We start from the raw sequence: 26,604 nt of genomic DNA, 5'->3' as shown, positions 1-26,604 counted from the left end.
TTAGCGCCCCGTTGCGGTTACCCATAGCTGGCGGTAACCGTCTACCTCTTCCATCCAGGCAAGCTGTTTGCCGTCTGGCGAAAAGACGATCGCTTCGGCCGATGGCGGATTGGTATGTCCGTCGGTCAAAAAGAGGATTTCCCCGCTCAGCGCATCACAAAGCGCGATTCGGTTTTCCAGCACAAAGCCCAACCATTTCCCCGACGGATGCCAGTTAAACGCCGACTGGATATCGGAGCGGTTGTGGGTCAACTGCCGCAGCCCGTCACCCTGAGGCGAGATAAGCCACATTTGCACCACGCCGGCCTCATCGCGCATCAGAAAAGCAATCTCCGTTGCCTGCGGATTGGCGCGTACCCAATGACGGGGCGTAGTCACCAGCCCCGGATAACGACGTTCATGGGTAAACGTTAAGCGACGCTGAACCACGCCGGCAGGAGGCGCCGGCATCGTGGTTTGCGTTCCTGCCAGCGGCGCATCGCCAGACTGCTTCCAGCCCTGCTCGCTCTGCGGCAACGCGACAATAAACAGCTCCGGCACTTTGTCGCCGTTTATCGCTCGCGTATCGCCAATAAACGCCAGCGCCCGGTCGCCGACCCAGCCTTCTTCATAGGCACGATTAATCTCGTCGCTGCCCGGCACGGGGGATGACGTTGTGTGGCTGACCAGCACGCACCAGTGGCTACCGCCGTATTGCCGCGGATGATCCCCACGCGGTACTACCGGGCCATAGGGAACCGCCACGCCAACGTTGCGCAAATCCAGCGCCGGATCGCGTTCATGCAACACGTGGTCGTTATAGGTAAAGCTGACGAGCTCGCCGTTCGGGCTAAAAACATGCACATGGCTGCCGCCGCGCAGCGCGCCGGGGGTATAGGGCGGAGTGATATCCATCGCATCAAGGTTGCGCGTTTCCCCCTGATACGTCACCACGCCGCGACGATGGTGGAAATCGTAATGCCAGCGCTCGTCAGGGTTTTCCGGGCCGTGGATGAAGACATATTTATCTTCCGATGGATGAACGGTCACCACGCCAACGTACGCACCTTGTCCGGTTCGGTAGAGGATCTCAACTTCTCCCGTATCGACATTTACCCGCTCAATCGTTTCGCCAGTAAAGGAGGCGCCTGAGGGACGAACGTCAAAAACCAGCCACCGGCTGTCCGCCGTCCAGGTGCGGGTGTTGGTAAGCTGATGATGACGGAGAGCAAAGGTGACTTGTTTCATAAAGATACCCTGATGCGAGACTTTCGCATCAGGGTATAGTATCGGAAAGGATTAGCCTACTCGTTTAACATCCCCCACCAGCAGGATGTAAGAGAGTGCGCCAACCAACGCAATAACGGAAATATAAACCAGCGCAGGCGCAAAACCATAGTCCTGAGCCAGATAGCCCACTACCAGCGGAACGGTGATACCGCCCAGCCCGCCGACGAAATTAAACATCCCCCCCGTCAGCCCAATAAGCCTCATTGGCGCAAGCGAAGAGACCAGCGACCAGGTAATCGAAGCGAAGCCGTTACCGAAAAACGCTAACGCCATCAGGACCATAATCCACACCGGATCGTTGGTATAGTTTGCGCCCATGATGCAGGTCGAGATCAGCAGGCCGCAGATAATCGGGGTTTTACGCGCGGCGCCTAACGAGAAGCCTTTTCTTACCAGCCTGTCCGCCAGCCAGCCGGAGAGCAGCACGCCAACAAAGGCGGCAAGGAACGGAACCGTGGTCATAAAGCCCGCTTTCAGCGCCGTAATCCCCTTTTCCTGTGTCAGATAGTTGGGGAACCAGGTCAGGAAGAACCACAGTGTCGAGGTCACGGCAAACTGTCCCAGGTAAACACCTATCAGTTTGCGATGGAATACCAGCTTCCAGTCGGCTTTGGTCAGCGGCTGGCGCGCCTCTTTTTTAACGGGCGCATCGCCGTCCACCAGGCCACCGCCGTCGCGAATATAATCCAGTTCGGCTTTGCTGATGCTTTTCGTCAGGCGCGGCGGTTGATAGACCTTTATCCAAATAAGTGACCATACAATCCCGATAGCGCCGGTAACGATAAATACCCAGTGCCAGCTCAGCATTTCCTGAATCCAGATTAACAGTGGGGTCAGAAATGCCAGCCCGACAAACTGTCCTGAGGTGTAAAAACCGACGGCTGATGCGCGCTCGTGTTCCGGAAACCAGCTGGTCACCATGCGATTATTGGTTGGAAACGCCGGCGCTTCAAATATCCCGGTAATTGCGCGCAGGCCAATCAACGACATAAGCCCGGTGGCAAATCCCTGAAGCAGCGTCGCCACCGACCAGCCAAAAATAGCGATAAAGTAGGTTAGCCTTGAGCCCACGCGGTCAAGGAACCAGCCGCCGGGAATCTGGCAAAGCGTATACAGCCACGCGAAAGCGGAAAATACATATCCCATTTCCGCTTTGGTTATACCAAACTCTTCCTGAATATGCGCCGATGCCACGGCAAGGTTAGCGCGGTCAACATAACAAATCACCACGGTAATAAAGATCATTATCAGCGTCAAATAGCGACGACGCCCGGGTTTTGCAGCTGTAACTGAAATATCCATCGCAATCTGTCTCCAGATTTTGGGCATAGCGAGGCCGCTCACCATGCCCGGTAATTTACAGAGGGTTTATTTAAATTTTTTATTAATAACTTAACCGTAATGCGCTAAATAATTTGTGCTGGGGAAAGGTGGCAAATTTTCGCATTCCCAGGAGCATACATTAGTATGTGACTGGGATAAGAAAATGCAGCCAACGCATCAGCAGCGCAAAGTATGACGCGCATTTACCATTCGGCGACGCTACCATCCTCATGCCGCCACAACGGATTACGCCAGTCCGGCGCGTTCTGACTTAATTCCACGACCCGCGCTTCATCTATTTCTACGCCAAGCCCGGGCTTCATTAATGGTTTAAAGAAACCGCCTTCCATATTGAAGTCCTCTTTATTTTTCACAAAGTCGAGTAATTCCGCGCCCTTGTTATAGTGAATACCCATACTCTGCTCCTGGAAGACGGCGTTATATGAGACAAAGTCGACGTGCAGGCAGGCGGCAAGCGCAACAGGTCCCAGCGGGCAGTGCGGCGCCAGCGCCACGTCGTAGGCTTCGGCCATTCCGGCGATTTTATAGCACTCGGTAATACCACCGGCGTGCGACAGATCGGGTTGGAGAATGGCCAGCCCACCCGCTTCCAGCACGCGTTTAAACTCGAAGCGCGAGAACATGCGTTCGCCCGCCGCGATAGGAATCGAGGTTTGCGCCGCCAGCCGCGAATAATATTCCGCCTGTTCGGCAAGAACCGGCTCTTCAATAAACAGCGGGCGATATTGCTCCAGCTCTTTAATCAGCACCTTCGCCATTGGCGCGCTAACGCGACCGTGGAAATCGAGGCCGAACTCAATTTCATTGCCGAACGCTTCGCGAATTTGCGCGACGGTATTCACCGCGGCATCCACCGCGCGCGAGTTATCGATAAGCCCCAGCTCTTCGCAGCCGTTTAATTTAAAGGTATCAAAACCAATTCCGCGCAGCTTTTTGATACCGTCAATCACCTCCGCCGGACGATCTCCGCCAACCCAGCTGTAGGCTTTGATTTTGTCGCGCACCAGGCCGCCCATCAACTGCCAGACCGGCGCGTTCATCACTTTGCCTTTAATATCCCACAGCGCCTGATCGATACCGGCGATGGCGCTCATTAAAATCGGACCGCCGCGGTAAAAGCCCGCGCGGTACATCACCTGCCACAGGTCGTTAATCCGCGCCGGATCCTGGCCTATCAGATAATCGCCGAGCTCATGCACCGCCGCCTCTACGGTGCGCGCGCGCCCTTCAATCACGGGCTCGCCCCAGCCAACCACGCCTTCGTCGGTCTCAATTTTTAAAAACATCCAGCGCGGGGGTAAACGATACGTGGTGAGTTTGGTTATTTTCATTGCACTGCCTCTCGATACGCTTTAACAAATGCTGTCGCCTGCCGTTGGGTACGCTCTATGGATTGGCCTGCGCGATAAAGATCGCTGCCCAACCCGGCGCCGGTACAGCCTGCTTTTATCCACTGCGCCAGATTTTCCGGCGTCACGCCGCCCACCGCAAAAACGGGCACCTCCGGCGGCAAAACGGCTTTTAACGCTTTGATGTAGTCAGGGCCAAAAGCCGAAGAAGGGAAGACTTTCAACGCCTGAGACCCGGCGTCCAGCGCGGCGAACGCTTCTGTCGCCGTCGCGCATCCCGGACAGACCGTCATGCCGTAGCTCACCGCACGGCGAATGACCTCGGGCTGAATATTGGGCGTGACGATAAGCCTGCAGCCCATTTGGGCAAGCTGATCCACCCGTTCTGTATTAAGCACAGTGCCTGCGCCAATCAGGGCTTTATCGCCATAAGCCTCAACAACGGCGGGAATACTCTTTTCCCACTGCGGTGAGTTGAGCGGAATTTCTACGGCGTCAAATCCGGCGTCAATCACCGCCCCCACATGCGCCAGCGCCTCTTCCGGCTTGATCCCGCGCAGGATAGCGATAAGCGGTAAGTTAGTTTGCCACTGCATGGATGATGCTCCTTATTCCTGTCTGAAATGCGTTGTCACCCGACACCACGGTGGTCTGACGGCCAATGGCGCTCAGGGCCTGCTGATAGCGGTTCGCTAGCGCCTCGCCGCCGACAATGGCGACCTGCGAGTCGTGAAAGCGTTGGCTCAGGGTGGCGACTTCCGCGCCAATCAGCAGCCCCGACAGAAACTCGCTGACCTGCTCGCGCGGCAGCGACCCCAGCACGTGCGAAGCGCGCACCTCAAAAAGCCGCGGCAGAATGTCTGGCGAATGAAGGCCGCGCTCAAGCCCGGCGTTAAACGCGCCGGGGGCGGAGACCTGCTCCGGTAACCCGGCGCCGACCAGCGAGTGGCGCAGCAGAAGATGATGCAGTTCGCCGGTCATCACCGTGCGAAAGTCGTTAATTTGTTGGCGGTCGGCCTGCACCCATTTGCAGTGGGTGCCGGGCATCACGTAGACGGAAGAAGGGGTAATCATCCGCGCGCCGAGGAGCTGAGTCTCTTCGCCGCGCATCACATTCTGGTTATCGTCTCGAGAGACGCAGAGCCCGGGAATAATCCAGACTTTGTCGCCAACGGGCGTCAATTGTTGGCCAATGGCGGAGAAATCAACGGGAACGGGCAAATAGGCCGCCACCTTCCAGCCGACGTTACTGCCGACCATTCCCGCCATCACTACCGGGGTAGCGCTGTCGCGCCAGCCCGTGGTTATTTCGCTAAACACCGCTGCGGGGGAATGTCCGTTCAGGCGCGTGACGCCAGCTTCCGATTGCCTGCTCTCCAGGCACTGGTCGTCCTGATAAAGCCAGGCGCGCAGGTTGGTCGATCCCCAGTCAATTGCGATGTAGCGAGATGTCATGTGATTTCCTTCAGCCTTCGTGTCGAGCTGGCGATCATGGTGAGCGCCGCCTGCTCCGCCGCTTCGCTGTCCTGATGCCGGATGGCGTCAAACAGCGCCTTATGTTCCTGGAGCGTTTTCGGCATGTTGGCCTCATCGCCCATCCACGTTCTTTCAAATACCGCCCGCTGCAGCGAGCTGATCGCTACGTTGAGCTGTTGCAGTACCGGGTTATGCACCGACTGCAGCACCGCCTCGTGATAGCGAATATCCGCCTCGTTAAACGCCTCTCTGTCCTGATTGTTGGCGATCATGTCATTGAGCGCTTCTTCTATTTGCGCCAGATCGCTCGACGTCGCGCGCTCTGCCGCCCAGCGGGCAATCGCGGGTTCAACCAGGTTACGTACCTCGCTCATCGCGCTAATCAGCCGCGGGTCGTAATCACTCTCCAGCACCCACTGTAAAACGTCGGTGTCGAGATAATTCCACTGGTTACGCGGCGCAACGAACGCGCCGCGATAGCGCTTCATTTCAATCAGCCGCTTAGCCATCAACGAACGGAACACTTCGCGAATGATATTGCGCGAGGTGGCGAACTCCTCACACAGGTCGGCTTCCGCGGGCAGCGCAGAGCCGGGAACGTATTTGCCGCTGACAATCTGCTTGCCCAACGTGATGACAATGCGATCGGTTTTATTGAGAGTCATGGAGAGTCCTTATGCTCTGGATGTCTCCCTCTACTTTACCGCGACAGGCGGATTTAACCGCAACTTTGTAGTACTAACGTGATACCACTCGTCATCTCTATGGACACAATGTAGTACAATACAAACATGTTGTACTACAATTTAGATCACAAAAACGACAATTCGGTTTGGGGATCTTGCGGCGGGGTAAACTTAGAGCATAAAAAAACCCGCGATAAACGCGGGTTTTTCAGAAAGAGACCTTTAGTTTAAGACATATTTTTCAATAGCATACGCTACACCGTCTTCCAGGTTAGATTTTGTGATAAAGTTTGCCGCTTCTTTGACTGCCGGAATCGCATTGTCCATTGCTACGCCGACACCGGCGTATTCAATCATCGCGATGTCGTTTTCCTGATCGCCAATCGCCATCACCTCTTCCGCTTTGATACCCAACGCATCGGCCAGCGATTTCACGCCAGTGCCTTTGGTGACGCGTTTATCAAGAATTTCAAGGAAGTACGGCGCGCTTTTCAGCACGGTGTATTTCTCTTTCACTTCAGCCGGAATGCGGGCGATAGCCTGATCCAGAATCGCCGGCTCATCGATCATCATCACTTTCAGCAGCTGAATATTCGGATCCATATTTTCTGCTTCACAGAAGACCAACGGGATCGTCGCCACGTAGGATTCATGTACCGTGTAATAGCTCACATCGCGGTTCGCGGTATACAGGGTATTGCGGTCGAGCGCGTGGAAGTGGGAGCCGACATCGCGGGCCAGCTGTTCCAGATAGCGGTAGTCGTCGTAGCCCAGCGCGGTTTGTGCAACGGTACTGCCGTCGCTCGCCTTCTGCACTAAAGCACCGTTATAGGTGATGCAGTAATCTCCAGGCTGCTCCATATGCAGTTCTTTCAGATAACTGTGCACGCCAGCGTAAGGACGGCCGGTGGTCAGCACCACGTTAACGCCGCGTTCACGGGCTGCGGCAATCGCGGTTTTCACCGCAGGAGAGATAGTATGGTCAGGCAGCAGGAGCGTGCCGTCCATATCGATTGCAATCAGTTTAATAGCCATGAAATCCCCGGGTAAGATGAGTCCTTACTCATGCTAACGCGATTAAGCCCACAAAAATAGAGCTACATTGCGCAGCAGAATCCCCCCTTTTAGGCAAGATCCGGGGAACGGAGTCTTACTCGCGGGTGAGCACAATTTTGCCAAACGCCCCGCGATCGAGGTGTTCCAGCGCCTGTTCAAGCTGGTTAAAGCGGTAACGGTGCTCAATCACAGGCTTCAACCCGGTCACGTCAACGGCGCGAACGAAATCTTCCAGCGCACGACGGTGCCCGACGCCAATCCCCTGAATCACCGGGGATTTCAGCAACAATTCGCCCGCGGGCAGCGAGATTTCAGTGCCCGCCAGCACGCCGATGACCGAAATACGCCCATGAACCGCCACGGCGCGCAGGGAATGCCTCAGGTTCTCCCCGCCAACGGTTTCAATGATGTGGTCGATGCCGCGATCGCTCGTCAGTTCGTATATTCCTTCAGCCCAGTCACCTTTAAGCCGGTTGATGCCATAATCGGCGCCGAGTTGCTTAGCCCGCACCAGTTTTTCATCGCTTCCCGACGTGACAAAAACCTCCGCCCCCTGCGCTTTGGCAATTTGCAAAGCGAATATCGCCACACCGCCCGTGCCCTGCACCAGTACCGATTGCCCGGCGCGCAAATGACCGCGCTCCACCAGCGCGAACCATGCGGTAAGCCCGGCGCAGGGTAACGTGCTGGCCTCTGCGTCATCCAGGGATTCCGGAGCGGCCACCAACCCGTTTTCATTCACAATCACGTACTCAGCCAGCATCCCCTGAAAGTAACCGCCGGTCGTTTTATAGGGCAAAGTGCGGGCGTCCGCTGTTGGCCTACCGTCGATCCACTCCGGGAAAAAGGTCGAGATGACGCGAGCGCCGGGTTTAAAACGCGTGACGCCCTCTCCCGTGCTTTCCACCACGCCCGCCATATCGGATGCCGGCGTAAACGGGAAGGAAAGCGCGATCGGCATGGAGCCTTCGATAACCATTTTATCGCGGTAGTTGAGCGCAACGGCATTCACCCGTACGCGGACTTCTCCCGGGCCGGGCTGCGGCACGGGCGCCTGGGTGAGTTTGAGATTCTCGCGCCCTAGGGCGTTCATCGACCAGCGTTGCATTGTCTCTGTCATCTTTTTTCTCCTGGAATCAAATAAGCTTCAGTATCGACAGTCTACCGTTGACTCAGAGTCGCCAGTGGCGATAACTTTTCCCACTATTGACGCCAAAAAAGAAACAATTTATGTCCAATACGCTGAAGGATATCCCCGTTTTTGTGGCCGCCGTTGAGGCGGGCAGTTTTGCGCAGGCCGCAATCCGTTTGCATTTGTCGCGTTCGGCGGTGGGAAAGAGCATCGCTCGCCTTGAGGAGCGACTGGGGGTACGTCTGTTTCAACGTACGACCCGCAGCCAAAGCCTGACCGACAGCGGCGCCCTTTTTTATGAACACTGCCTGCGCGCGCTGGAGGAAATTCGGGGCGCAGAATCGCTACTGGAAACGGGGAAACAGCAGGTCAGTGGCCGCCTGCGCGTTGCCATGCCGGTGCTGTTTGGCCGCCAGTGCGTCGCCCCGCTGCTGATCGCGCTGGCGCAGGAACATCCAGACCTTGAGCTGGAGATGTCATTCAGCGACCGCGTTGTGGATCTCGTCGAGGAAGGGTTTGATATGGCGGTACGTAACGGCACGCTTCAGGACAGCAGCGTTCTGGTCGCCAGAAGGCTGGGAGAACACCGCATGGTACTGTGCGCCGCGCCGGATTATCTGCAGAAGAAGGGGACGCCGCAAAGCGTTGATGATTTACCCCATCATGCGGCCATTAACTATCTGCAGGCAGGCAGAGTGCTATCCTGGCAGCTGATGGACAGCGAAGGTGCCTCGCATACCTTTACTCCCCGTTCATCGCTCAATATGGATGATTTGCAGGCGATCTGCGACGCTGCGCTGGCCGGACACGGTATTGCATGGCTGCCCTGCTGGATGGTCAGTAAAGAAATTCATGAGGGAAAACTCGTCCCGCTGTTAAAGCAGGCACCGGATGTGCGCTTCGACGTTCACGCGGTCTGGCAACAGACGCCTCATCTGCCGCTGAGAGTGAGAATTGCCGTCGATACGCTCGCTAGCCGTTTACCGTCCGTGATGTCGCTGGATAGGCCTGCGCCCATAAAAAAGCCGCGCTAAATGCGCGGCCTGAGTATGGCGGTATACGACGATTAAATATCGATGTTTGCCGCTTTGAGGGCGTTCTCTTCGATAAAGGCGCGACGTGGTTCAACGGCGTCCCCCATCAGGGTCGTGAACAGCTGGTCAGCGGCAATCGCGTCCTTAACGGTCACGCGCAGCATGCGGCGGCTGTCCGGATCCATGGTGGTTTCCCACAGCTGATCCGGGTTCATCTCACCAAGACCTTTATAGCGCTGGATAGAAAGGCCGCGACGGGACTCTTTCACCAGCCAGTCCAGCGCCTGTTCGAAGCTGGCCACCGGCTGACGACGCTCGCCGCGCTCGATAAAGGCATCGTCTTCAATCAGACCGCGCAGCGTTTCGCCCAGCGCGCAGATACGGTGGTATTCCGGCCCGGTGACAAACTCGTGATCCAGCGGGTAGTCGGTATCCACGCCGTGGGTACGGACGCGAACGATCGGCTCAAACTGCTGCAGCTCGGCGTTCTCGCGGACATCAAATTTCCACTGGCTGCCGTGCTGCTCTTTCTCGTTCAGCTCGCTCACCAGGGCGTTGATCCAGCGCGTTACGGTCTGCTCGTTCGCCAGGTCGGCCTCTGCCAGCGTCGGCTGATAGATAAGCTCTTTCAGCAGGGCTTTAGGATAACGACGTTCCATACGCGTAATCATTTTCTGCGTGGCGTTATACTCGGCAACCAGTCTCTCCAGCGGCTCGCCGGCTAAGGCCGGCGCGTTGGCGTTGGTATGCAAAGTGGCGCCATCCAGCGCGATGGAGATTTGGTACTGATCCATCGCTTCGTCGTCTTTAATGTACTGTTCCTGCTTGCCTTTCTTCACTTTGTACAGCGGCGGCTGGGCAATGTAGACGTGTCCGCGCTCAACGATTTCCGGCATCTGACGATAGAAGAAGGTCAACAGCAGCGTACGAATGTGCGAGCCGTCGACGTCCGCATCGGTCATGATGATGATGCTGTGGTAGCGCAGTTTGTCCGGGTTGTACTCATCACGGCCAATGCCGCAGCCCAACGCGGTAATCAGCGTCGCCACTTCCTGAGACGCGAGCATTTTGTCAAAGCGCGCTTTCTCAACGTTAAGGATTTTACCTTTCAGCGGCAGAATCGCCTGGTTCTTACGGTTACGCCCCTGTTTCGCAGAGCCGCCCGCAGAGTCCCCTTCCACTAAGTACAATTCAGAGTGCGCGGGGTCGCGTTCCTGACAGTCCGCCAGCTTGCCCGGCAGGCCCGCCAGGTCCAGCGCGCCTTTACGGCGGGTCATTTCACGCGCCCGACGTGCGGCTTCGCGCGCGCGCGCCGCGTCGATGATTTTACCGACTACGATTTTGGCGTCAGACGGATTTTCCAGCAGGTATTCGTTCAGCAGTTCGTTCATCTGCTGTTCGACCGCCGATTTCACCTCAGAGGAGACCAGCTTGTCTTTGGTCTGCGAGGAGAACTTCGGATCCGGCACCTTCACGGAGACCACAGCGATCAGGCCTTCACGGGCATCGTCGCCGGTGGCGCTGACTTTCGCTTTTTTGCTGTAGCCTTCTTTATCCATGTAGGCGTTCAGGGTACGGGTCATCGCCGCACGGAAGCCAGCAAGGTGAGTACCGCCGTCGCGCTGCGGAATGTTGTTGGTAAAACAGTAGATGTTTTCCTGGAAACCATCGTTCCACTGCAGCGCAACTTCAACGCCGATGCCGTCTTTTTCGGTGGAGAAATAGAAGATATTCGGGTGGATCGGCGTTTTGTTTTTATTCAGATATTCTACGAACGCTTTAATACCGCCTTCGTAGTGGAAATGATCCTCTTTACCGTCGCGCTTATCGCGCAGGCGAATCGACACACCGGAGTTCAGGAACGACAGCTCGCGCAGGCGTTTTGCCAGAATCTCGTATTCGAATTCGACCACGTTGGTGAAGGTTTCGTAGCTCGGCCAGAAACGCACCATGGTGCCGGTTTTTTCGGTTTCGCCGGTAACCGCGAGCGGCGCCTGCGGCACGCCATGCGCGTAAATCTGACGGTGAATTTTGTTATCGCGCTGAATGACCAGCTCCAGTTTCTGCGACAGGGCGTTAACCACGGAAACGCCTACGCCGTGCAGACCACCGGAAACTTTATAGGAGTTATCATCGAATTTACCGCCCGCGTGCAGAACGGTCATGATCACTTCCGCCGCCGACACGCCCTCTTCGGGGTGAATACCAGTCGGAATACCGCGACCGTCATCCTGGACGGAGACGGAGTTATCGCTGTGGATAGTAACAACGATGTCTTTACAGTAACCTGCGAGCGCTTCGTCGATAGCGTTATCCACAACCTCGAATACCATGTGGTGCAGACCGGTGCCGTCATCCGTGTCGCCGATATACATACCCGGGCGCTTACGCACCGCATCCAGCCCTTTCAGGACTTTGATACTGGAGGAGTCATAAGAATTCGACATCAACGTTTCTCGCTCATTTTATCTTAGGTTAATCCGCTATTTTACCCTTTTCCACGGTAAACATCTTCGAATTTTCGTCCGACATGTCCATAACGTGTTCAGCGCTAATGGCGCTGACGAAAACCTGCGACTGCGTGGCTTTTAAGCGGCTGGCAAGTAGCCCGCGCCGCGCGTCGTCAAGTTCCGAGGCAAAATCATCTATCAGGTACAGGCAGCGCCGCCCGCTTTCGCGGGTCAGAAACTCGCCTTGCGCCAGTCGTAGGGCGCACATCAGCAGCTTAAGCTGCCCGCGTGACAATGTATCCTCTACCGGCGCGCCATCGGCACGAATGCGGAAATCCGCTTTGTGCGGGCCGTGGGCGGTATAGGTTAGCATGCGATCGCGTTCGAAATTTCGCTCCAGCACCTCGGCATAATCCGTTTCTTTCTCCCAGCCGCGCTGGAAAGAAAAAGTGAGAGCGAACTCCGGCAAAAACTGCCGACAGGTATCCGCCATGTCTTCGACGATAGCGGCGCTATATTCGGCCCGCCAGCGGCTGATTTGCTCCGCCAGCGGGATCAGCTCCAGATCCCATGGCCGCAGCTGGGCATAGCGGCTTACCTGACGCAGCGCGGCGTTGCGCTGCTTCACCAGACGCTTCAGGTTGCTCCAGGCGGTAAAGAATCCGGCTTCGTTGTGAAAGCATCCCCAGTCAAGGAACGCTCTTCTGTATTTGGGGCCGCCGTTGAGTAAAGTAAACCCCTCGGGGGTAATCAGCTGCATCGGCATCAGATGAGCCAGCTCAGCCACTTTATGCCCATCGGTACCGTCGATACGCACCTTGCTGTCGCCCTGTTTATCTTTCGTCAGGCCGATAGATACTTCTCGCTCTTCTCCCTGCAGGCGACCGTGCAGAACAAAGGACTCCTGTTCGTGACGAATCACGCGGCCAATCTGCAAACTGCGAAACGCCCGCCCGTGGCCGAGCGTGTAGATAGCTTCAAGTACGCTGGTTTTGCCGCTGCCGTTGGCGCCAACCAGGAAATTAAAGCCGGGAGAGAGGGCGAGATCCGCATTTTCAATATTGCGGAAATCTTTAATCAGGAGTCGGGATAGCGACATATCAGCTCGTCATCATTCAAGGGGCGTGGGTGTCGCAGCCAGTTCGTCTACCGCCAGCGCGCAGAAAGCGGAGCGTACACGAAGTACGTGAGCATTTCGAGCACTGCCGGAAGGCGAAATGGCAAGTAAACCAGCCCCTTTGCAGATTCTACAATCGCATAGGCATGACGACGTAGGCTGCGGATTGGGAGGCCGCATCCTCAATCTGCACGCTCGAAACGGAATCCGTCAGCAGAATGCGCACGTTCTCACACTTTAGCGCGTTCAGGACGTCCAGCACATAGCTGACGTTAAAGCCGATTTCCATCTCGGTCCCGGCATAGGTGACATCGAGAATTTCTTCCGCTTCTTCCTGTTCCGGGTTATTGGCGGTGATTTTCAGCTGATTTTCACTGACGTACAGTCGCACGCCGCGGAATTTTTCGTTAGAAAGAATCGCCGCGCGAGCAAAGGCCTGCTTGAGAATATCGCAGCCGGCATCCAGGTGCTTATCCGGGTTTTTCGGCAATACGCGGCGATAGTCAGGGAAACGTCCATCCACCAGCTTAGAAGTGAAGATAAAGTCGCCAACGTGAGCGCGGATATTGTTGCTGCCGATCTGCACGCGCAGCGGGGTATCGCCGCCGTCGAGCATACGCATCAGCTCAATCACGCCTTTACGCGGCACGATCACCGAATGATTGGGCAGCGACTCTTCCAGCGGCATCGAGCAAACCGCCAGGCGGTGACCGTCGGTCGCCACGGTGCGCAGTTCGCTACCCTCGGTTTCAAACAGCATACCGTTTAAGTAATAGCGAACGTCCTGGTGCGCCATTGAAAACTGCGTCGCTTCGATCAGACGCTTCATGGTCGCCTGCGGCAGGGTGAATTCGACTTCACTCTGCCAGTCATCGAGGTTCGGGAAATCCGCCGCAGGCAGCGTCGACAGCGAAAAGCGGCTGCGTCCGGAACGCACCAGCATGCGCTCGCCTTCCAGCTGGACCGCGATCTCCGCGCCTTCAGGCAGGCCGCGGCAGATATCAAAAAATTTACGCGCCGGAACGGTTGTTGCTCCCGCTTCGTGCGGCTGAATCAGCGCAACGCGCGCGACCATTTCCATTTCCAGATCGGTACCGGTCAGCGACAGCGCGCCATCGGTAACCTGTAGGAGCAGGTTGCCAAGAATCGGTAGCGTCGGACGACCACCTAAAGGACCGCTAACCTGTTGCAGCGGTTTTAATAAATGTTCACGTTCTACGGTAAATTTCATAGCGTCACGAGGATAATGTTCTGATTAAATTGGAAAAATCTTCTTTGATATCGTGGCTTTCTTCACGCAGTTGCTCAATCTTGCGGCAAGCGTGCAGGACGGTGGTATGGTCGCGGCCGCCAAACGCGTCGCCGATTTCCGGCAGACTGTGGTTGGTCAGCTCTTTTGCCAGCGCCATCGCCATCTGCCGAGGGCGCGCCACCGAACGGGAGCGGCGTTTAGACAGCAGGTCCGCTACCTTAATTTTGTAATACTCCGCCACCGTCTTTTGAATATTGTCGATGGTGACCAGTTTTTCCTGTAAAGCCAGCAGATCGCGCAGCGCTTCGCGCACGAAATCGATGGTGATCGCCCGGCCGGTAAAGTTGGCGTTGGCAATAACGCGGTTCAGTGCCCCTTCGAGTTCACGTACGTTAGAGCGCAGGCGCTTAGCAATAAAGAACGCGACTTCGCCCGGCAGGCGAATGTCGTTTTCATCGGCTTTTTTCATCAGGATCGCCACGCGGGTTTCTAGCTCTGGCGGCTCGATCGCGACCGTCAGCCCCCAGCCGAAGCGTGATTTCAGACGATCCTCAACCCCGTTGATCTCCTTCGGATAGCGATCCGACGTCAGGATGATCTGCTGATTGCCTTCCAGCAGGGCGTTAAAGGTGTGGAAAAACTCTTCCTGCGAGCGCTCTTTATTAGCGAAAAACTGAATGTCATCGATCAACAGGGCGTCAACGGAGCGGTAATAGCGCTTAAATTCTTCAATAGCGTTGTTTTGCAGGGCTTTTACCATGTCCTGTACAAAACGCTCTGAGTGCATGTAAACCACTTTCGCATTGGGTTTACGCGCCACAATTCCGTTACCCACCGCATGTAAAAGGTGGGTTTTACCCAAACCGGTACCGCCATAAAGGAACAGTGGGTTGTACGCGCCGCCGGGGTTATCCGCAACCTGACGCGCCGCCGCGCGAGCCAGCTGGTTGGATTTACCTTCGACGAAGTTATCAAACGTGTGTTTTACATTGACGTTAGAGCGGTAGGTCGGTTCTGCCGGCGCCGGAACGTTATCCCAACCCGGACGCACGATCGTCGGCGCGACGCGCGCCGTCTGGATCGGCTGCGCGGGCGCTGCGGCCGCAACGCTAACCGTACCTCTCTGCATCTGAACGGCTGGCTTAGCGCCTACCTCAAACCGCAGCTGTGGGGCATCCGCACCGCAAAAATCATTGAGGAGTCCATTGATATTATTGAGGTATTTATCCCTTACCCAATCGAGCACAAAACGGTTTGGCGCATACAGTGCCAGCGTGTTATCGCTCAATTCCGCCTGCAAAGGGCGTATCCACATGCTGAATTCTGTGGCTGGTAACTCATCCTGCAATCGGGCAAGACACTGCTGCCAAAGCGAAAGTGACACGGCGGACTCCACTCGAACAAAAATCGATATATAAAAAGAGAAACTGAAACAATCGTGATTGTTGGCACACGTCGACAAGACCCTGCATAGCCGAAAAGCCCCTGCACTAAAGGGGTGACGTGCGAACCGCTATCTGCGGTTATTACCCGATGCGGATCTCTGGATCCCGATCGGGACCGGGGATCATAGCCTAAACTGAGAAAGAGATCTTGTGTTTCTCAACAGATTCTTCCCGATTTATCCACAGGAAGGATCGAAGCTGGGTAAGTGTAATCGATCCTGGCTGGAGTGGAGCACGATTTCAGCCGCATATTGGAAAAATTAATGAACTATCCTGGTTTTGGGCTTAATCGATCTAACAAAGATCCTTTGCGATCCTTGCGCTTTATCCACCAGGTCGTATAATCCACCACCCGGCGCGTAATGCCCGTTTTCCGTAACGTGCCATCGCCTGTTTTTTGTGCGGCAAGGTGCGAGAAATAAGGAAAGAGAATTGACTCCGGAGTGTACAATTATTACAATCCGGCCTCTTTAATCACCCACGCTGAGGCGTAGGCCGTTCGAAATTCGTTCGGATTTACGCGAAAGTCAGTGAAATTATTCAAGTTTAGGTAGAAATCGCCATGAAACGCACTTTTCAACCGTCTGTACTGAAGCGCAACCGTTCTCACGGCTTCCGTGCTCGTATGGCTACTAAAAATGGTCGTCAGGTTCTGGCACGTCGTCGTGCTAAAAGCCGCGCTCGTCTGACCGTTTCCAAGTAATAAAGCTAACCCTGAGTGGTTAAGCTCGCATTTCCCAGGGAGTTACGCTTGTTAACTCCCAGTCATTTCACTTTCGTCTTCCAGCAGCCATTACGGGCTGGCACGCCGCAAATCACCATCCTCGGCCGCCAAAATTCGCTGGGGCATCCCCGCATCGGTCTTACCGTCGCCAAGAAAAACGTTAAGCGAGCGCATGAACGCAATCGGATTAAACGTCTGACGCGTGAAAGCTTCCGTTTACGTCAACATGAACTCCCGCCAATGGATTTCGTGGTGGTGGCGAAGAAAGGGGTTGCCGACCTCGATAACCGTGCTCTCTCGGAAGCGTTGGAAAAATTATGGCGCCGCCACTGTCGCCTGGCTCGCGGGTCCTGATAGGCCTGATTCGGGTCTATCAGCGCCTGATTAGTCCGCTACTCGGGCCGCACTGCCGTTTCACGCCGACCTGTTCTCAATACGGAATTGAGGCATTGCGCAGGTTTGGATTGATAAAAGGCAGTTGGTTGACGGTGAAACGCGTATTAAAATGCCACCCTTTACACCCTGGTGGTGACGATCCCGTCCCGCCTGGACCATTTGATACCAGAGAACACTAACGATGGATTCGCAACGCAATCTTCTTATCATCGCTTTGTTGTTCGTGTCTTTCATGATCTGGCAAGCCTGGGAGCAGGATAACAATCCTCAACCTCAGCAGCAGACCACGCAGACAACGACCACAGCAACGGGTAGCGCCGCCGACCAGGGCGTACCGGCCAGTGGCCAGGGGAAACTGATTACGGTAAAAACCGATGTGCTTGACCTGACCATCAACACCAGCGGTGGTGATGTTGAGCAAGCGCTGCTTCTGGATTATCCGAAAGAGCTGAAGTCGACTGAGCCGTTCCAGTTACTGGAAACCACGCCGCAGTTTACCTATCAGGCGCAGAGCGGCCTGACCGGTCGTGATGGCCCGGACAACCCGGCTAACGGACCGCGTCCGTTGTATAACGTCGATAAAGATGCGTTTGTGCTGGCTGATGGCCAGAACGAAATCGTCATTCCTCTGACGTACACCGATAAAGCAGGCAACGTATTCACCAAAACCTTCACCCTTAAGCGCGGTGAATATGCGGTAAACGTCGGCTATAGCGTGCAGAACGCCAGCGAAAAACCGCTGGAAGTGTCGACGTTTGGTCAACTGAAGCAAACGGCCAACCTGCCGACGCATCGCGATACGCAGACCGGCGGTCTGACAACGATGCACACCTTCCGCGGCGCGGCGTACTCAACGTCTGAAACGAAGTACGAAAAATATAAATTCGATACTATCATCGATAACGAAAACCTGAACGTTAGCACCAAAAACGGTTGGGTTGCCATGCTGCAGCAGTACTTCACAACCGCATGGGTTCCGCAGAACAACGGTACTAACAACTTCTACACCGCGAATCTCGGCAACGGTATTGTGGCGATCGGCTACAAATCGCAGCCGGTTCTGGTGCAGCCGGGTCAAACCGATAAGCTGGAAAGCACCCTGTGGGTCGGCCCGGCCATTCAGGACAAAATGGCCGCCGTTGCGCCACACCTTGACCTGACCGTCGACTACGGCTGGCTGTGGTTTATCTCTCAGCCGCTGTTCAAACTGCTGAAATGGATCCATAGCTTCCTGGGCAACTGGGGCTTCTCCATCATCGTCATCACCTTTATCGTTCGTGGCATCATGTACCCGCTGACTAAAGCGCAGTACACCTCCATGGCGAAGATGCGTATGCTGCAGCCGAAGATTCAGGCGATGCGCGAGCGTCTGGGCGACGACAAGCAGCGTCAAAGCCAGGAAATGATGGCCCTGTATAAAGCTGAGAAGGTTAACCCGCTGGGTGGCTGCTTCCCGCTGATAATCCAGATGCCAATCTTCCTTGCGCTGTACTACATGCTGAGCGCCTCGGTTGAACTGCGTCATGCGCCGTTTATCCTGTGGATCCACGACCTGTCTGCGCAAGACCCGTACTACATCCTGCCGATCATCATGGGCGCGACGATGTTCTTCATCCAGAAGATGTCTCCGACCACCGTGACCGACCCGATGCAGCAGAAGATCATGACCTTTATGCCGGTCATCTTCACGGTGTTCTTCCTGTGGTTCCCGTCCGGTCTGGTGGTTTACTATATCGTCAGCAACCTGGTCACCATTATTCAGCAGCAGCTGATTTACCGTGGTCTGGAGAAGCGTGGCCTTCATAGCCGCGAGAAGAAAAAATCCTGATACTCTTCATTCTTCAAGCCGCAGATGCGTTGGCTTCATTAGTTCGCCCCAGTCACTTACTACAGTAAGCTCCTGGGGCCTCACTAACTTGCCGCCTTTCTGCAACTTGAATTATTTCGAGTATCTACGGTAACGTTAATGCCAGAGAAGGCGGTCAATAGACCGCCTTTTTTACATCTACATAGAGAGTCACCATGAGCCATAACGACACTATCGTCGCCCAGGCAACCCCACCGGGACGCGGTGGTGTGGGCATTCTGCGCATCTCTGGCCTGAAGGCGCGCGACGTTGCGCAGGCGGTGCTGGGCAAGCTGCCGAAACCGCGCTATGCCGACTACCTGCCGTTTAAAGACAGCGACGGCAGTGCGCTGGATCAGGGGATTGCGCTGTGGTTCCCCGGCCCTAACTCCTTTACCGGTGAAGACGTGCTGGAGCTTCAGGGCCACGGCGGACCGGTTATCCTCGACCTGCTTCTGAAACGCATTCTGACGCTGCCGGGCGTGCGCATCGCCAGGCCCGGCGAGTTCTCCGAGCGCGCGTTTTTAAACGACAAGCTCGACCTGGCACAGGCAGAAGCCATTGCCGATCTGATCGACGCCAGCTCCGAGCAGGCGGCACGTTCTGCGCTGAATTCGCTGCAGGGCGCATTCTCTACCCGCGTAAACCATCTTGTGGAAGCGCTGACGCACCTGCGCATCTACGTGGAGGCGGCCATTGATTTCCCGGACGAAGAGATCGACTTCCTCTCCGATGGCAAAATTGAAGCCCAGCTAAACGACGTTATCGCCGATCTTGATGCCGTTCGCGCCGAAGCGCGCCAGGGCAGCCTGCTGCGCGAAGGGATGAAGGTCGTCATTGCCGGGCGGCCGAACGCCGGGAAATCAAGCCTGCTGAATGCGCTGGCGGGCCGGGAAGCGGCTATCGTCACCGATATTGCCGGTACCACCCGCGACGTGCTGCGCGAACATATCCATATCGATGGTATGCCGCTGCACATCATCGATACCGCCGGCCTGCGCGATGCGAACGATGAGGTCGAGCGCATCGGTATCGAGCGCGCCTGGCAGGAGATTGAACAGGCCGACCGCGTGCTATTTATGGTCGATGGCACCACCACTGACGCGACCGATCCGGCGGATATCTGGCCAGATTTTATCGCCCGTCTGCCGAAAAACCTGCCGATTACCGTCGTGCGCAACAAAGCGGATATAACCGGCGAAACGCTGGGGCTGAGCGAAGTAAATGATCACTCACTTGTACGCCTTTCGGCGCGTACCGGCGAGGGCGTAGACGTACTGCGTAATCATCTCAAGCAGAGCATGGGCTTTGAAACCAATATGGAAGGCGGTTTTCTGGCGCGCCGCCGCCATCTACAGGCGCTGTCCGACGCCGCAGAGCATCTGCAGCAGGGTAAAGCGCAGCTGCTGGGCGCGTGGGCTGGCGAGCTGCTGGCGGAAGAGCTGCGCCTGGCTCAGCAGAACTTGAGCGAAATCACCGGCGAGTTTACCTCCGATGACCTGCTGGGTCGTATTTTCTCAAGTTTCTGTATTGGTAAATAAGCTCAGTATGTGAGCATTGACTAACCCGCATTAACGTCCTGTTAAAGCGGGTTTTTTATTATTTTTATTTATCATCTTCACCGTAGATTGGTTTATCTATTACCCTTATCGGCATCGCTGTTTTTAACGTGCCGGATGCAACCATGACCATCGATTACACCTTTATTGATACCGTCCCTTCTGCAGAAGATTTTTGTCGCCTGCGCGTCATATCAGGTATGTCGCCGCGCCCGCTGGAAGGCGCCCGTGCTGGCCTGCCGCGTAGCTGCTACGGCGTGCATATTCTCTATGAGGGCGTGACCGTTGGTATGGGGCGTATCGTCGGCGACGGCGCGCTGAACTTTGAAATTGTCGACGTCGCCGTGGACCCGGCCCATCAGGGAAAAGGTCTCGGTCGCCAGATCGTGCAAAAAATAGTTACCTGGCTTGATAACAACGCGTTTAAAGGGGCATACGTCTCGCTGGTGGCCGATGTTCCCGAACTGTACGCGAAATTCGGCTTTTCCAGCGTCAGGCCGGAAAGTGAAGGTATGGCGAAGATCTGGAAATAGCCCCGAGTACTAACGCCCTGTTTAGATGTAACCAGAATCGCCGTAACGGCGGAGGGGCATCCGGGGCTGCGGTATCTCCCGGATGCCGGTGATGCTATCAGAATTAAATAAAGTCGGCAGCGCGAAAAGCGTCCAGCGCGACGCGCTTTTGCTCGCTGGTCATCGGGCGCAGCGGGCGGCGCGGATCGCCGACGTCAATGTCGTGCAGCTGCATGGCCAGCTTCCCGGCCGCCACGCCGCCGTACTGAACCAGGATGCGAATAATCGCGATGACTTTATCCATACAGGCGGCAACGTCCTGATGATCCCCCTGGTTGAAGCTCTCGATCAGGCGATGATAGAGCGGCGCCGCGTAGTTATAGGTACTGCCCACCGCGCCGATGGCGCCGCAGGCCAGGCCTGCGGGTAAAAACTCATCCACGCCGAACGGAATATCGAACTGGCGATTGTTGACGCGCAGGCAGCGCTGGAACTCATACATATCCGCGGAGTTAAACTTCATACCGGACAGGTTCGGAATTTTATCCGCCGCGGCGATCAGAAACTGCTCCATATCGAGGCTCAGACCCGACATGCCGGAATGGTAGTAATAGAAGCCTTTTGACGGCGCCGCGGCGGCGATAATGCGGCAATATTCCACCAGATCGTCGACGGTAGACGGTTTAAAGAAGCACGGACCGATGACCGAGGTGGCAAAAATATCCAGGGTTTCAGCATGACGGCTCAGCTCCAGCGCATCGGCGATGCTGAGCGCCCCCGTGTGCAGCGTGATGCTGAGCTGTCCCTGGCTTGCCGCGACCCAGCGCTCGGCGATTTTTTTACGCTCGTCAACAGAACAGTGGATACCTTCTCCGGTTGTCCCACAGACGTAAGCGCCTTTAACGCCCTGGCGAATCAGGTGCTCGGCAATCCGATCGATAACGGGGTAGTTGACTTCGCCGTTGGCATCAAAAGGCGTGTGGGGAGCGGCAATAAGACCGGTTAGCTTTGTCATGTAAACCTCTAGTGGTGTTTTTCTTCTTAAATGAATTTACTTTGAAGTATTACTCCACTTTAAAAGGTAACCATGCCGGTTGCAACTGGATACCGGCAGGGAGAAAAACGGGAGTAGAAGATTGTGACGAATCGCACAAAAATCGCTCTATTTGAGCGTGGACAGGGCATCCATCGTGCGCAGTTTATTGGCTCGGGCGGCTTCAGGATCTTTCTGCACTAGCAGCGTGTAAATGAGATCCAGTACGAAAAGCTGCGCCGTTTTGGTGCCAATGGAGTCGCCCTGAAGGCGTCCCTGGCGGTTGCCGTTAATCAGCGTAATATCCGCGACTTTACTCAATGGCGACCCGAGGTTATGCGTTAAGGCGACGGTGATGGCTCCGGCCTGCTTTGCCAGACTAAGGGCGTGGGTGGTTTCCGGCGAATGCCCGGAGTGGCTGATACCGATAGCGACATCACCAGCCTTGAGCAGCGCGGCCTGCATATACATAAAGTGATTATTCGTTAAGGCATCGACGCGCATCCCGATTCGCATCAGCTTGTGCTTCATCTCTTCGGCGGTCAGCCCGGAGGCGCCAACGCCGAAGATAAAGGTGCTATTGCAGCTATGCAGCGCCTCAACGACCCGTTCAACCTGCTCCATATCCAGCAGATTGAGCGTTTCCGAGAGCACGGTCGAGATAGCGCCCTGGAGCTTGAGACCAATGGTGTGCGCATCGTCGGCTTTCTGAATCTCAGCCTCCAGAAGCGTGCTGTTGTCATCGGTATCGGTCATGGCCAGCTCAATAGCCAGCTCCATTTTGAAATTCTGAAAGCCTTTATAGCCCAGCTGTCGACAGAAACGGATCACCGACGCTTCGCCCGCGTTCACTTCCTCTGAGAGGTCGGCGATAGAAAGCTGCGTCACCTTGTGGGGGGAAGTCATCACAAACTGCGCAATGCTTTTCCCGACGCGGGTCATACTGCTTTGCATCGCTCCCAGGGTATCAAGTATTTTCCCGGCTTTGACCGGCGAAGTCGGAGTCGTCATCTCTTCCCTACTGTTTACGCGATTATCAGGCGCTAATGATGGAGTACAGCGCATCACCAGGCAATATGGATTTTTAAAAACGCCGTGCCGCCGCGTCTATATCCTGAGCGGCGAAAACATTTTACGTCTCATGGCGTGAGTCAGATCGCCTTTTTTCGTTTCTCCTATTCTGTGTCCATGATCTTGTTCACACATTTAATAAAATGCTCTTGTGGTGTTTAACTTCTAAAAAATACATTAAATGGAGTTTAACTTCATTTGGCTATGCGACACCCTGCTGTTTTAGGCCCGATAGCAAAAAAAAACGCTGCTCATCACAGGAGAGCATATGAGTGAAATAATAAGTACCAAACCATGGTATAAGCATCTCAATAAGTCCCAGTGGCGGGCTTTCTCTGCAGCCTGGCTGGGCTATTTACTGGATGGTTTTGATTTCGTTTTAATCGCTCTGGTGCTCACCGAAGTACAAAGCGAATTTCAGCTCACCACGGTCCAGGCGGCGAGTATTATCTCCGCGGCATTTATCTCCCGTTGGTTCGGCGGCCTGCTGCTGGGGGCAATGGGCGACCGCTATGGCCGCCGCCTGGCGATGGTCAGCAGTATTATTCTTTTCTCCGTCGGTACGCTGGCCTGCGGCTTTGCGCCGGGATACACCTCGATGTTTATCGCCCGAATGGTGATCGGAATGGGGATGGCCGGCGAGTACGGCTCCAGCGCCACCTATGTTATTGAAAGCTGGCCAAAACATCTGCGTAACAAAGCCAGCGGTTTCCTGATTTCAGGCTTTTCCGTCGGCGCCGTTGTGGCGGCGCAGGTTTACAGCCTGGTGGTGCCCCTCTGGGGCTGGCGCGCCTTATTCTTCCTCGGCATTTTGCCGATTATTTTCGCGCTGTGGCTGCGTAAAAATATTCCGGAAACGGAAGACTGGAAAGAGCGGCAGACGAAGAAAGCGCCGGTGCGGACGATGGTGGATATCCTCTATCGCGGTAAATATCGCGCCATGAATATAGCAACGACGCTGATCGCAACGGCAGCGCTGTGGTTCTGCTTCGCAGGTAACCAGCACAACCCGCTGGTGGTGATTGCCCTGGCGCTCGTTTGCACCGTTATTTTCATCAGCTTCATGGTACAGAGCAGCGGAAAACGCTGGCCGACCGGCGTGATGCTGATGGTTGTCGTTCTGTTCGCCTTCCTCTATTCGTGGCCTATCCAGGCGCTGCTGCCAACCTATCTGAAAACCGAGTTGGCATACGATCCGGCGACGGTTGCGAAGGTACTTTTCTTCAGTGGATTCGGTGCGGCCGTCGGTTGCATCGTCGGCGGATTCCTTGGCGACTGGTTGGGCACGCGTAAAGCCTACGTTTACAGCCTGCTGGCCTCGCAGGTACTGATTATCCCTGTCTTCGCCATCGGCGGCGCCAGCCTCTGGGGTCTGGGCCTCCTGCTCTTCTTCCAGCAGATGCTGGGACAGGGGATCGCGGGAATACTGCCGAAACTGATCGGTGGTTACTTTGACACCGATCAGCGCGCTGCCGGTCTGGGCTTCACCTACAACGTCGGCGCTCTGGGCGGTGCGGCGGCGCCGGTCCTCGGCGCGCTGGTCGCACAGCATATGCATCTGGGTACGGCGCTGGGATCGCTCTCTTTTGGATTGACGTTTGTGGTGATCCTGCTGATTGGCCTGGATATGCCGTCTCGCGTACAGCGCTGGATTCGCCCGGAGGCGCTGCGAACCCATGACGCTATTGATGGCAAACCGTTTAGCGGGGCAAAGGTTCGTCACGACAAAGCGGACGCTCCGCTTTGCAGTAAACATTAAATTCATGCGCCCGGCGCTGTCGGGCGCAAACGGAAGTAAGGGATAGCGCTATGTCTTTATTTGATACTTTGGATGTGAAGGTTAAAGAATTGGGCGGACTCATTGTCTCGTGCCAGCCGGTGCCGGGCAGCCCGTTAGATAAGCCTGAAATAGTCGCGGCGATGGCGCTGGCGGCGGTCAAGACGGGAGCAGTCGCGGTACGTATTGAAGGCATTAATAACCTGAAGGCCACGCGCGAACTTATTTCAGTACCCATTATCGGCATCATCAAGCGCGACCTGCCGGACTCGCCGGTGCGCATCACGCCGTTCCTTGAGGATGTGGACGCGCTGGCGCAGGCGGGTGCGGATATTATCGCCTTTGACGGCACGGATCGCCCGCGTCCGGCCAGCGTGAAGGCGACTATCGAGCGTATTCATCAGCAGGGCTGCGTCGCGATGGCAGACTGCTCGAACCTTGAAGACGGTACTCGCTGCCACGCTCTGGGCGCAGAAATTATCGGCACTACGCTGTCCGGGTATACCACGGATGCGGTACCTACCGAACCGGATTTCCCGCTAGTGCAGGCGCTGAGCGCCAAAGGATACCGGGTCATTGCCGAAGGGCGGTTCAACTCCCCGGCCCTGGCAGCGCAGGCCATAATGCAAGGCGCATGGGCGGTGACCGTCGGTTCCGCGATTACGCGTATTGAACACATCTGCCAGTGGTACCGCGATGCGCTGGCTGAGGTTGCGCTATGACGACGCTGGCGATAGACATCGGCGGCACCAAGCTGGCCGCCGCGCTAATTGATACGCAGCATCGTCTGTTGGAGAAACGAGCGCTGCCGACGCCCGCCAGCAAAACGCCGGCGGCACTGACGGAGGCGTTGAGCGCGCTGGTCGCGCCTTTCGCGGGGGAGGCCCGGCGGATAGCGGTCGCCTCGACGGGAATCATTCGTCACGGCGTACTGACGGCGTTAAACCCGGATAACCTTGGCGGGCTGGCGCAGTTTCCTCTGCGGGAGACGCTGGCGCAGCTGACGGGGCGACCGTGCCTGGTCGTGAACGATGCGCAGGCGGCGGCCTGGGCCGAATATCACGCCCTGTCTGTCGATGCCGACGAGATGGTATTCATCACCATCTCAACGGGCGTGGGCGGCGGTATCATCTGCAACGGTCGGCTCCTGTCCGGGAACGAGGGGCTAGCCGGGCATATCGGGCACACGCTGGCCGATCCGCACGGTCCGCGCTGCGGCTGCGGTCGCACCGGCTGCGTAGAGGCTATTGCCTCCGGCAGAGGGATCGCCGCGCTGGCGACGGACGATCTGCAGGGGATGACGGCCAAATCCATTTTTACTCTTGCGCAGAGCGGCCATCCGCAGGCAACGTCGTTAGTCCACCGTTCGGCGCAAACCATCGCCCGGCTGATTGCCGACATGAAGGCCAGCGTTAACTGCCAGTGTGCCGTACTGGGCGGCAGCATCGGGCTGGCGCCCGGCTATCTCCCGCTAGTTGAGACCTATCTGGCGCAGGAACCTGCGGTCTATCAGACGAAGATTGTAGCCGCACACTATCAGCATGATGCCGGTCTGATTGGCGCGGCGTTGTTAGCGGAGGACAAAGCATTATGATTATCGGCGATATCCACCATCCGGAACGCGCGGGACTGTTACCCGTTCTGCTTCAGGCCGTGAGGCTGGCCGTAAAAGTTCAGCCGCAGCAGTGTGAGCCGGGTCGTTATGAGTTGCAGGGCGATGATATTTATATGAACGTCATGCGCTTCGCCACGCAGTCGGCGGAAAGTAAAAAAGCGGAGCTGCACGAAAAATTTATTGATATTCAGATCCTGCTGCAAGGCGAGGAGACAATCCACTGCGGCGTAGCCGACAGCGCCCGTGAGTGCGACGTCTGGCATAAAGAAGAGGACTACCAGCTGTGCGCAGCTATCGCCGACCAGCAGCAGGTGACCCTGAAGCCTGGCATGTTCGCCATTTTTTTTCCTGGCGAACCGCATAAGCCGGGCGTGCAGGGCGCAGCGAGCATGGAGATAAAAAAAGCAGTAATTAAAGTTAACCGCGCGCTGCTTGTCTGAGTCGCTTCCTTCGCCCGCCAG

25 protein-coding genes are annotated in these 26,604 nt (G+C 56.0%); 11 read left to right on the top strand and 14 right to left on the bottom strand.

Annotation, left to right across the window (positions count from 1 at the left end):
* The 8 genes from EGY08_RS15155 to EGY08_RS15120 all read right to left on the bottom strand — a co-directional run bounded on the left by EGY08_RS15155 (position 1) and on the right by EGY08_RS15120 (position 8,300).
* On the bottom strand, positions 1-1,227 hold the full coding sequence (locus EGY08_RS15155) for a DUF3748 domain-containing protein (protein WP_004126922.1): 1,227 nt from the start codon (positions 1,225-1,227) through the stop codon (positions 1-3).
* A gap of 51 nt (positions 1,228-1,278) precedes the next feature.
* Positions 1,279-2,616, bottom strand: coding sequence for an MFS transporter (locus tag EGY08_RS15150; RefSeq protein ID WP_071846050.1), 1,338 nt, complete (start codon positions 2,614-2,616; stop codon positions 1,279-1,281).
* A 179-nt stretch (positions 2,617-2,795) separates the two neighbouring features.
* A complete protein-coding gene (gene dgoD, locus EGY08_RS15145) occupies positions 2,796-3,944 on the bottom strand; it encodes a galactonate dehydratase (protein ID WP_123828627.1) in 1,149 nt (382 codons plus the stop codon).
* The gene (locus EGY08_RS15140; protein ID WP_004126928.1) at positions 3,941-4,558 is read right to left on the bottom strand and encodes a 2-dehydro-3-deoxy-6-phosphogalactonate aldolase; all 618 of its coding nucleotides are present in this window, start codon (positions 4,556-4,558) and stop codon (positions 3,941-3,943) included. The genes dgoD and EGY08_RS15140 overlap by 4 nt, the downstream gene beginning before the upstream one ends.
* A complete protein-coding gene (locus EGY08_RS15135; RefSeq protein WP_123828626.1) occupies positions 4,542-5,417 on the bottom strand; it encodes a 2-dehydro-3-deoxygalactonokinase in 876 nt (291 codons plus the stop codon). The genes EGY08_RS15140 and EGY08_RS15135 overlap by 17 nt, the downstream gene beginning before the upstream one ends.
* Positions 5,414-6,103 carry a D-galactonate utilization transcriptional regulator DgoR gene (dgoR, locus tag EGY08_RS15130; RefSeq protein WP_004126932.1) on the bottom strand — a complete coding sequence of 230 codons (690 nt, stop codon included), beginning with the start codon at positions 6,101-6,103 and terminating at the stop codon, positions 5,414-5,416. Before dgoR ends, EGY08_RS15135 begins: the two co-directional genes overlap by 4 nt.
* Before the next feature lie 243 nt (positions 6,104-6,346).
* The gene (yidA, locus tag EGY08_RS15125) at positions 6,347-7,159 is read right to left on the bottom strand and encodes a sugar-phosphatase (protein WP_004126934.1); all 813 of its coding nucleotides are present in this window, start codon (positions 7,157-7,159) and stop codon (positions 6,347-6,349) included.
* Positions 7,160-7,274: 115 nt separating this feature from the next.
* Positions 7,275-8,300: a zinc-dependent alcohol dehydrogenase family protein gene (locus EGY08_RS15120; protein ID WP_123828625.1), complete on the bottom strand. Its 1,026-nt coding sequence runs from the start codon at positions 8,298-8,300 to the stop codon at positions 7,275-7,277.
* Positions 8,301-8,410: 110 nt separating this feature from the next.
* Here EGY08_RS15120 and EGY08_RS15115 point away from each other — a divergent pair, with 110 nt between their 5' ends.
* Positions 8,411-9,346, top strand: coding sequence for a LysR family transcriptional regulator (locus EGY08_RS15115; RefSeq protein WP_004126943.1), 936 nt, complete (start codon positions 8,411-8,413; stop codon positions 9,344-9,346).
* Positions 9,347-9,378: 32 nt separating this feature from the next.
* On the opposite strand, the gene gyrB is transcribed toward EGY08_RS15115, so the two are convergent.
* The 4 genes from gyrB to dnaA form a co-directional block, all read right to left on the bottom strand.
* Positions 9,379-11,793: a DNA topoisomerase (ATP-hydrolyzing) subunit B gene (gene gyrB, locus EGY08_RS15110; protein WP_004126944.1), complete on the bottom strand. Its 2,415-nt coding sequence runs from the start codon at positions 11,791-11,793 to the stop codon at positions 9,379-9,381.
* A 28-nt stretch (positions 11,794-11,821) separates the two neighbouring features.
* Positions 11,822-12,895 (bottom strand): DNA replication/repair protein RecF, encoded by a 1,074-nt coding sequence (recF, locus tag EGY08_RS15105; protein ID WP_004126948.1) that lies wholly within the window; start codon positions 12,893-12,895, stop codon positions 11,822-11,824.
* A 148-nt stretch (positions 12,896-13,043) separates the two neighbouring features.
* Positions 13,044-14,144: a DNA polymerase III subunit beta gene (gene dnaN / locus EGY08_RS15100; protein ID WP_004107206.1), complete on the bottom strand. Its 1,101-nt coding sequence runs from the start codon at positions 14,142-14,144 to the stop codon at positions 13,044-13,046.
* Between the two features lie 4 nt (positions 14,145-14,148).
* The gene (gene dnaA, locus EGY08_RS15095; protein WP_004126950.1) at positions 14,149-15,549 is read right to left on the bottom strand and encodes a chromosomal replication initiator protein DnaA; all 1,401 of its coding nucleotides are present in this window, start codon (positions 15,547-15,549) and stop codon (positions 14,149-14,151) included.
* 623 nt (positions 15,550-16,172) lie between these two features.
* Between dnaA and rpmH the strand changes: the two genes are divergently transcribed.
* The 6 genes from rpmH (at position 16,173) to EGY08_RS15065 (ending at position 20,668) form a co-directional block, all read left to right on the top strand.
* Positions 16,173-16,313 (top strand): 50S ribosomal protein L34, encoded by a 141-nt coding sequence (rpmH, locus tag EGY08_RS15090; protein ID WP_004871828.1) that lies wholly within the window; start codon positions 16,173-16,175, stop codon positions 16,311-16,313.
* A gap of 15 nt (positions 16,314-16,328) precedes the next feature.
* Positions 16,329-16,688: a ribonuclease P protein component gene (gene rnpA, locus EGY08_RS15085; protein WP_004871829.1), complete on the top strand. Its 360-nt coding sequence runs from the start codon at positions 16,329-16,331 to the stop codon at positions 16,686-16,688.
* Entirely contained in the window at positions 16,652-16,909 is a 258-nt protein-coding gene (yidD, locus tag EGY08_RS15080) for a membrane protein insertion efficiency factor YidD (RefSeq protein ID WP_004871831.1), read from the top strand. Before rnpA ends, yidD begins: the two co-directional genes overlap by 37 nt.
* Before the next feature lie 2 nt (positions 16,910-16,911).
* Complete coding sequence (gene yidC, locus EGY08_RS15075; protein WP_004126953.1) at positions 16,912-18,558, top strand: membrane protein insertase YidC; 1,647 nt, start codon at positions 16,912-16,914, stop codon at positions 18,556-18,558.
* Between the two features lie 194 nt (positions 18,559-18,752).
* Positions 18,753-20,117 carry a tRNA uridine-5-carboxymethylaminomethyl(34) synthesis GTPase MnmE gene (gene mnmE, locus EGY08_RS15070; RefSeq protein WP_004126955.1) on the top strand — a complete coding sequence of 455 codons (1,365 nt, stop codon included), beginning with the start codon at positions 18,753-18,755 and terminating at the stop codon, positions 20,115-20,117.
* A 143-nt stretch (positions 20,118-20,260) separates the two neighbouring features.
* Positions 20,261-20,668, top strand: coding sequence for a GNAT family N-acetyltransferase (locus EGY08_RS15065; RefSeq protein WP_004126960.1), 408 nt, complete (start codon positions 20,261-20,263; stop codon positions 20,666-20,668).
* A 103-nt stretch (positions 20,669-20,771) separates the two neighbouring features.
* Here the strand turns inward: EGY08_RS15065 and EGY08_RS15060 are convergent, their stop codons facing one another.
* Both EGY08_RS15060 and EGY08_RS15055 read right to left on the bottom strand, forming a co-directional pair.
* The gene (locus tag EGY08_RS15060) at positions 20,772-21,662 is read right to left on the bottom strand and encodes a dihydrodipicolinate synthase family protein (RefSeq protein WP_004126964.1); all 891 of its coding nucleotides are present in this window, start codon (positions 21,660-21,662) and stop codon (positions 20,772-20,774) included.
* A 147-nt stretch (positions 21,663-21,809) separates the two neighbouring features.
* A complete protein-coding gene (locus EGY08_RS15055) occupies positions 21,810-22,691 on the bottom strand; it encodes a MurR/RpiR family transcriptional regulator (protein ID WP_004126967.1) in 882 nt (293 codons plus the stop codon).
* A 328-nt stretch (positions 22,692-23,019) separates the two neighbouring features.
* On the opposite strand from EGY08_RS15055, the gene EGY08_RS15050 reads away from it, so the two are divergent.
* Genes EGY08_RS15050 through nanQ form a run of 4 tightly spaced genes read left to right on the top strand, consistent with a single transcriptional unit; the run spans position 23,020 to position 26,583 of the window.
* Positions 23,020-24,510, top strand: a complete 1,491-nt coding sequence (locus EGY08_RS15050; protein WP_004126970.1) for an MFS transporter — start codon at positions 23,020-23,022, stop codon at positions 24,508-24,510.
* 50 nt (positions 24,511-24,560) lie between these two features.
* Positions 24,561-25,250: an N-acetylmannosamine-6-phosphate 2-epimerase gene (locus EGY08_RS15045; RefSeq protein WP_004126973.1), complete on the top strand. Its 690-nt coding sequence runs from the start codon at positions 24,561-24,563 to the stop codon at positions 25,248-25,250.
* Complete coding sequence (nanK, locus tag EGY08_RS15040; protein WP_049113657.1) at positions 25,247-26,122, top strand: N-acetylmannosamine kinase; 876 nt, start codon at positions 25,247-25,249, stop codon at positions 26,120-26,122. The genes EGY08_RS15045 and nanK overlap by 4 nt, the downstream gene beginning before the upstream one ends.
* The gene (gene nanQ / locus EGY08_RS15035; RefSeq protein ID WP_004126981.1) at positions 26,119-26,583 is read left to right on the top strand and encodes an N-acetylneuraminate anomerase; all 465 of its coding nucleotides are present in this window, start codon (positions 26,119-26,121) and stop codon (positions 26,581-26,583) included. Before nanK ends, nanQ begins: the two co-directional genes overlap by 4 nt.
* The last annotated feature ends 21 nt before the right edge of the window (positions 26,584-26,604 follow it).

The organism is Klebsiella sp. FDAARGOS_511 (assembly GCF_003812845.1).
GTDB lineage: Bacteria > Pseudomonadota > Gammaproteobacteria > Enterobacterales > Enterobacteriaceae > Klebsiella > Klebsiella grimontii.
Note: the sequence above shows the minus strand (reverse complement) of the source record. Positions and strands in the feature narration are given on the sequence as shown.

Bases quoted from the DNA above. Each gene is read 5' to 3' on its own strand.
- dgoR (WP_004126932.1), bottom strand. From the start codon at position 6,103: ATGACTCTCAATAAAACCGATCGCATTGTCATCACGTTGGGCAAGCAG.
- yidA (WP_004126934.1), bottom strand. From the start codon at position 7,159: ATGGCTATTAAACTGATTGCAATCGATATGGACGGCACGCTCCTGCTG.
- EGY08_RS15150 (WP_071846050.1), bottom strand. From the start codon at position 2,616: ATGGTGAGCGGCCTCGCTATGCCCAAAATCTGGAGACAGATTGCGATG.
- EGY08_RS15045 (WP_004126973.1), top strand. From the start codon at position 24,561: ATGTCTTTATTTGATACTTTGGATGTGAAGGTTAAAGAATTGGGCGGA.
- mnmE (WP_004126955.1), top strand. From the start codon at position 18,753: ATGAGCCATAACGACACTATCGTCGCCCAGGCAACCCCACCGGGACGC.
- yidC (WP_004126953.1), top strand. From the start codon at position 16,912: ATGGATTCGCAACGCAATCTTCTTATCATCGCTTTGTTGTTCGTGTCT.
- EGY08_RS15140 (WP_004126928.1), bottom strand. From the start codon at position 4,558: ATGCAGTGGCAAACTAACTTACCGCTTATCGCTATCCTGCGCGGGATC.
- recF (WP_004126948.1), bottom strand. From the start codon at position 12,895: ATGTCGCTATCCCGACTCCTGATTAAAGATTTCCGCAATATTGAAAAT.
- EGY08_RS15065 (WP_004126960.1), top strand. From the start codon at position 20,261: ATGACCATCGATTACACCTTTATTGATACCGTCCCTTCTGCAGAAGAT.
- EGY08_RS15055 (WP_004126967.1), bottom strand. From the start codon at position 22,691: ATGACGACTCCGACTTCGCCGGTCAAAGCCGGGAAAATACTTGATACC.
- EGY08_RS15060 (WP_004126964.1), bottom strand. From the start codon at position 21,662: ATGACAAAGCTAACCGGTCTTATTGCCGCTCCCCACACGCCTTTTGAT.
- nanQ (WP_004126981.1), top strand. From the start codon at position 26,119: ATGATTATCGGCGATATCCACCATCCGGAACGCGCGGGACTGTTACCC.
- nanK (WP_049113657.1), top strand. From the start codon at position 25,247: ATGACGACGCTGGCGATAGACATCGGCGGCACCAAGCTGGCCGCCGCG.
- EGY08_RS15050 (WP_004126970.1), top strand. From the start codon at position 23,020: ATGAGTGAAATAATAAGTACCAAACCATGGTATAAGCATCTCAATAAG.
- EGY08_RS15115 (WP_004126943.1), top strand. From the start codon at position 8,411: ATGTCCAATACGCTGAAGGATATCCCCGTTTTTGTGGCCGCCGTTGAG.
- dgoD (WP_123828627.1), bottom strand. From the start codon at position 3,944: ATGAAAATAACCAAACTCACCACGTATCGTTTACCCCCGCGCTGGATG.
- dnaN (WP_004107206.1), bottom strand. From the start codon at position 14,144: ATGAAATTTACCGTAGAACGTGAACATTTATTAAAACCGCTGCAACAG.
- EGY08_RS15120 (WP_123828625.1), bottom strand. From the start codon at position 8,300: ATGACAGAGACAATGCAACGCTGGTCGATGAACGCCCTAGGGCGCGAG.
- EGY08_RS15155 (WP_004126922.1), bottom strand. From the start codon at position 1,227: ATGAAACAAGTCACCTTTGCTCTCCGTCATCATCAGCTTACCAACACC.
- rpmH (WP_004871828.1), top strand. From the start codon at position 16,173: ATGAAACGCACTTTTCAACCGTCTGTACTGAAGCGCAACCGTTCTCAC.
- EGY08_RS15135 (WP_123828626.1), bottom strand. From the start codon at position 5,417: ATGACATCTCGCTACATCGCAATTGACTGGGGATCGACCAACCTGCGC.
- yidD (WP_004871831.1), top strand. From the start codon at position 16,652: ATGGCGCCGCCACTGTCGCCTGGCTCGCGGGTCCTGATAGGCCTGATT.
- gyrB (WP_004126944.1), bottom strand. From the start codon at position 11,793: ATGTCGAATTCTTATGACTCCTCCAGTATCAAAGTCCTGAAAGGGCTG.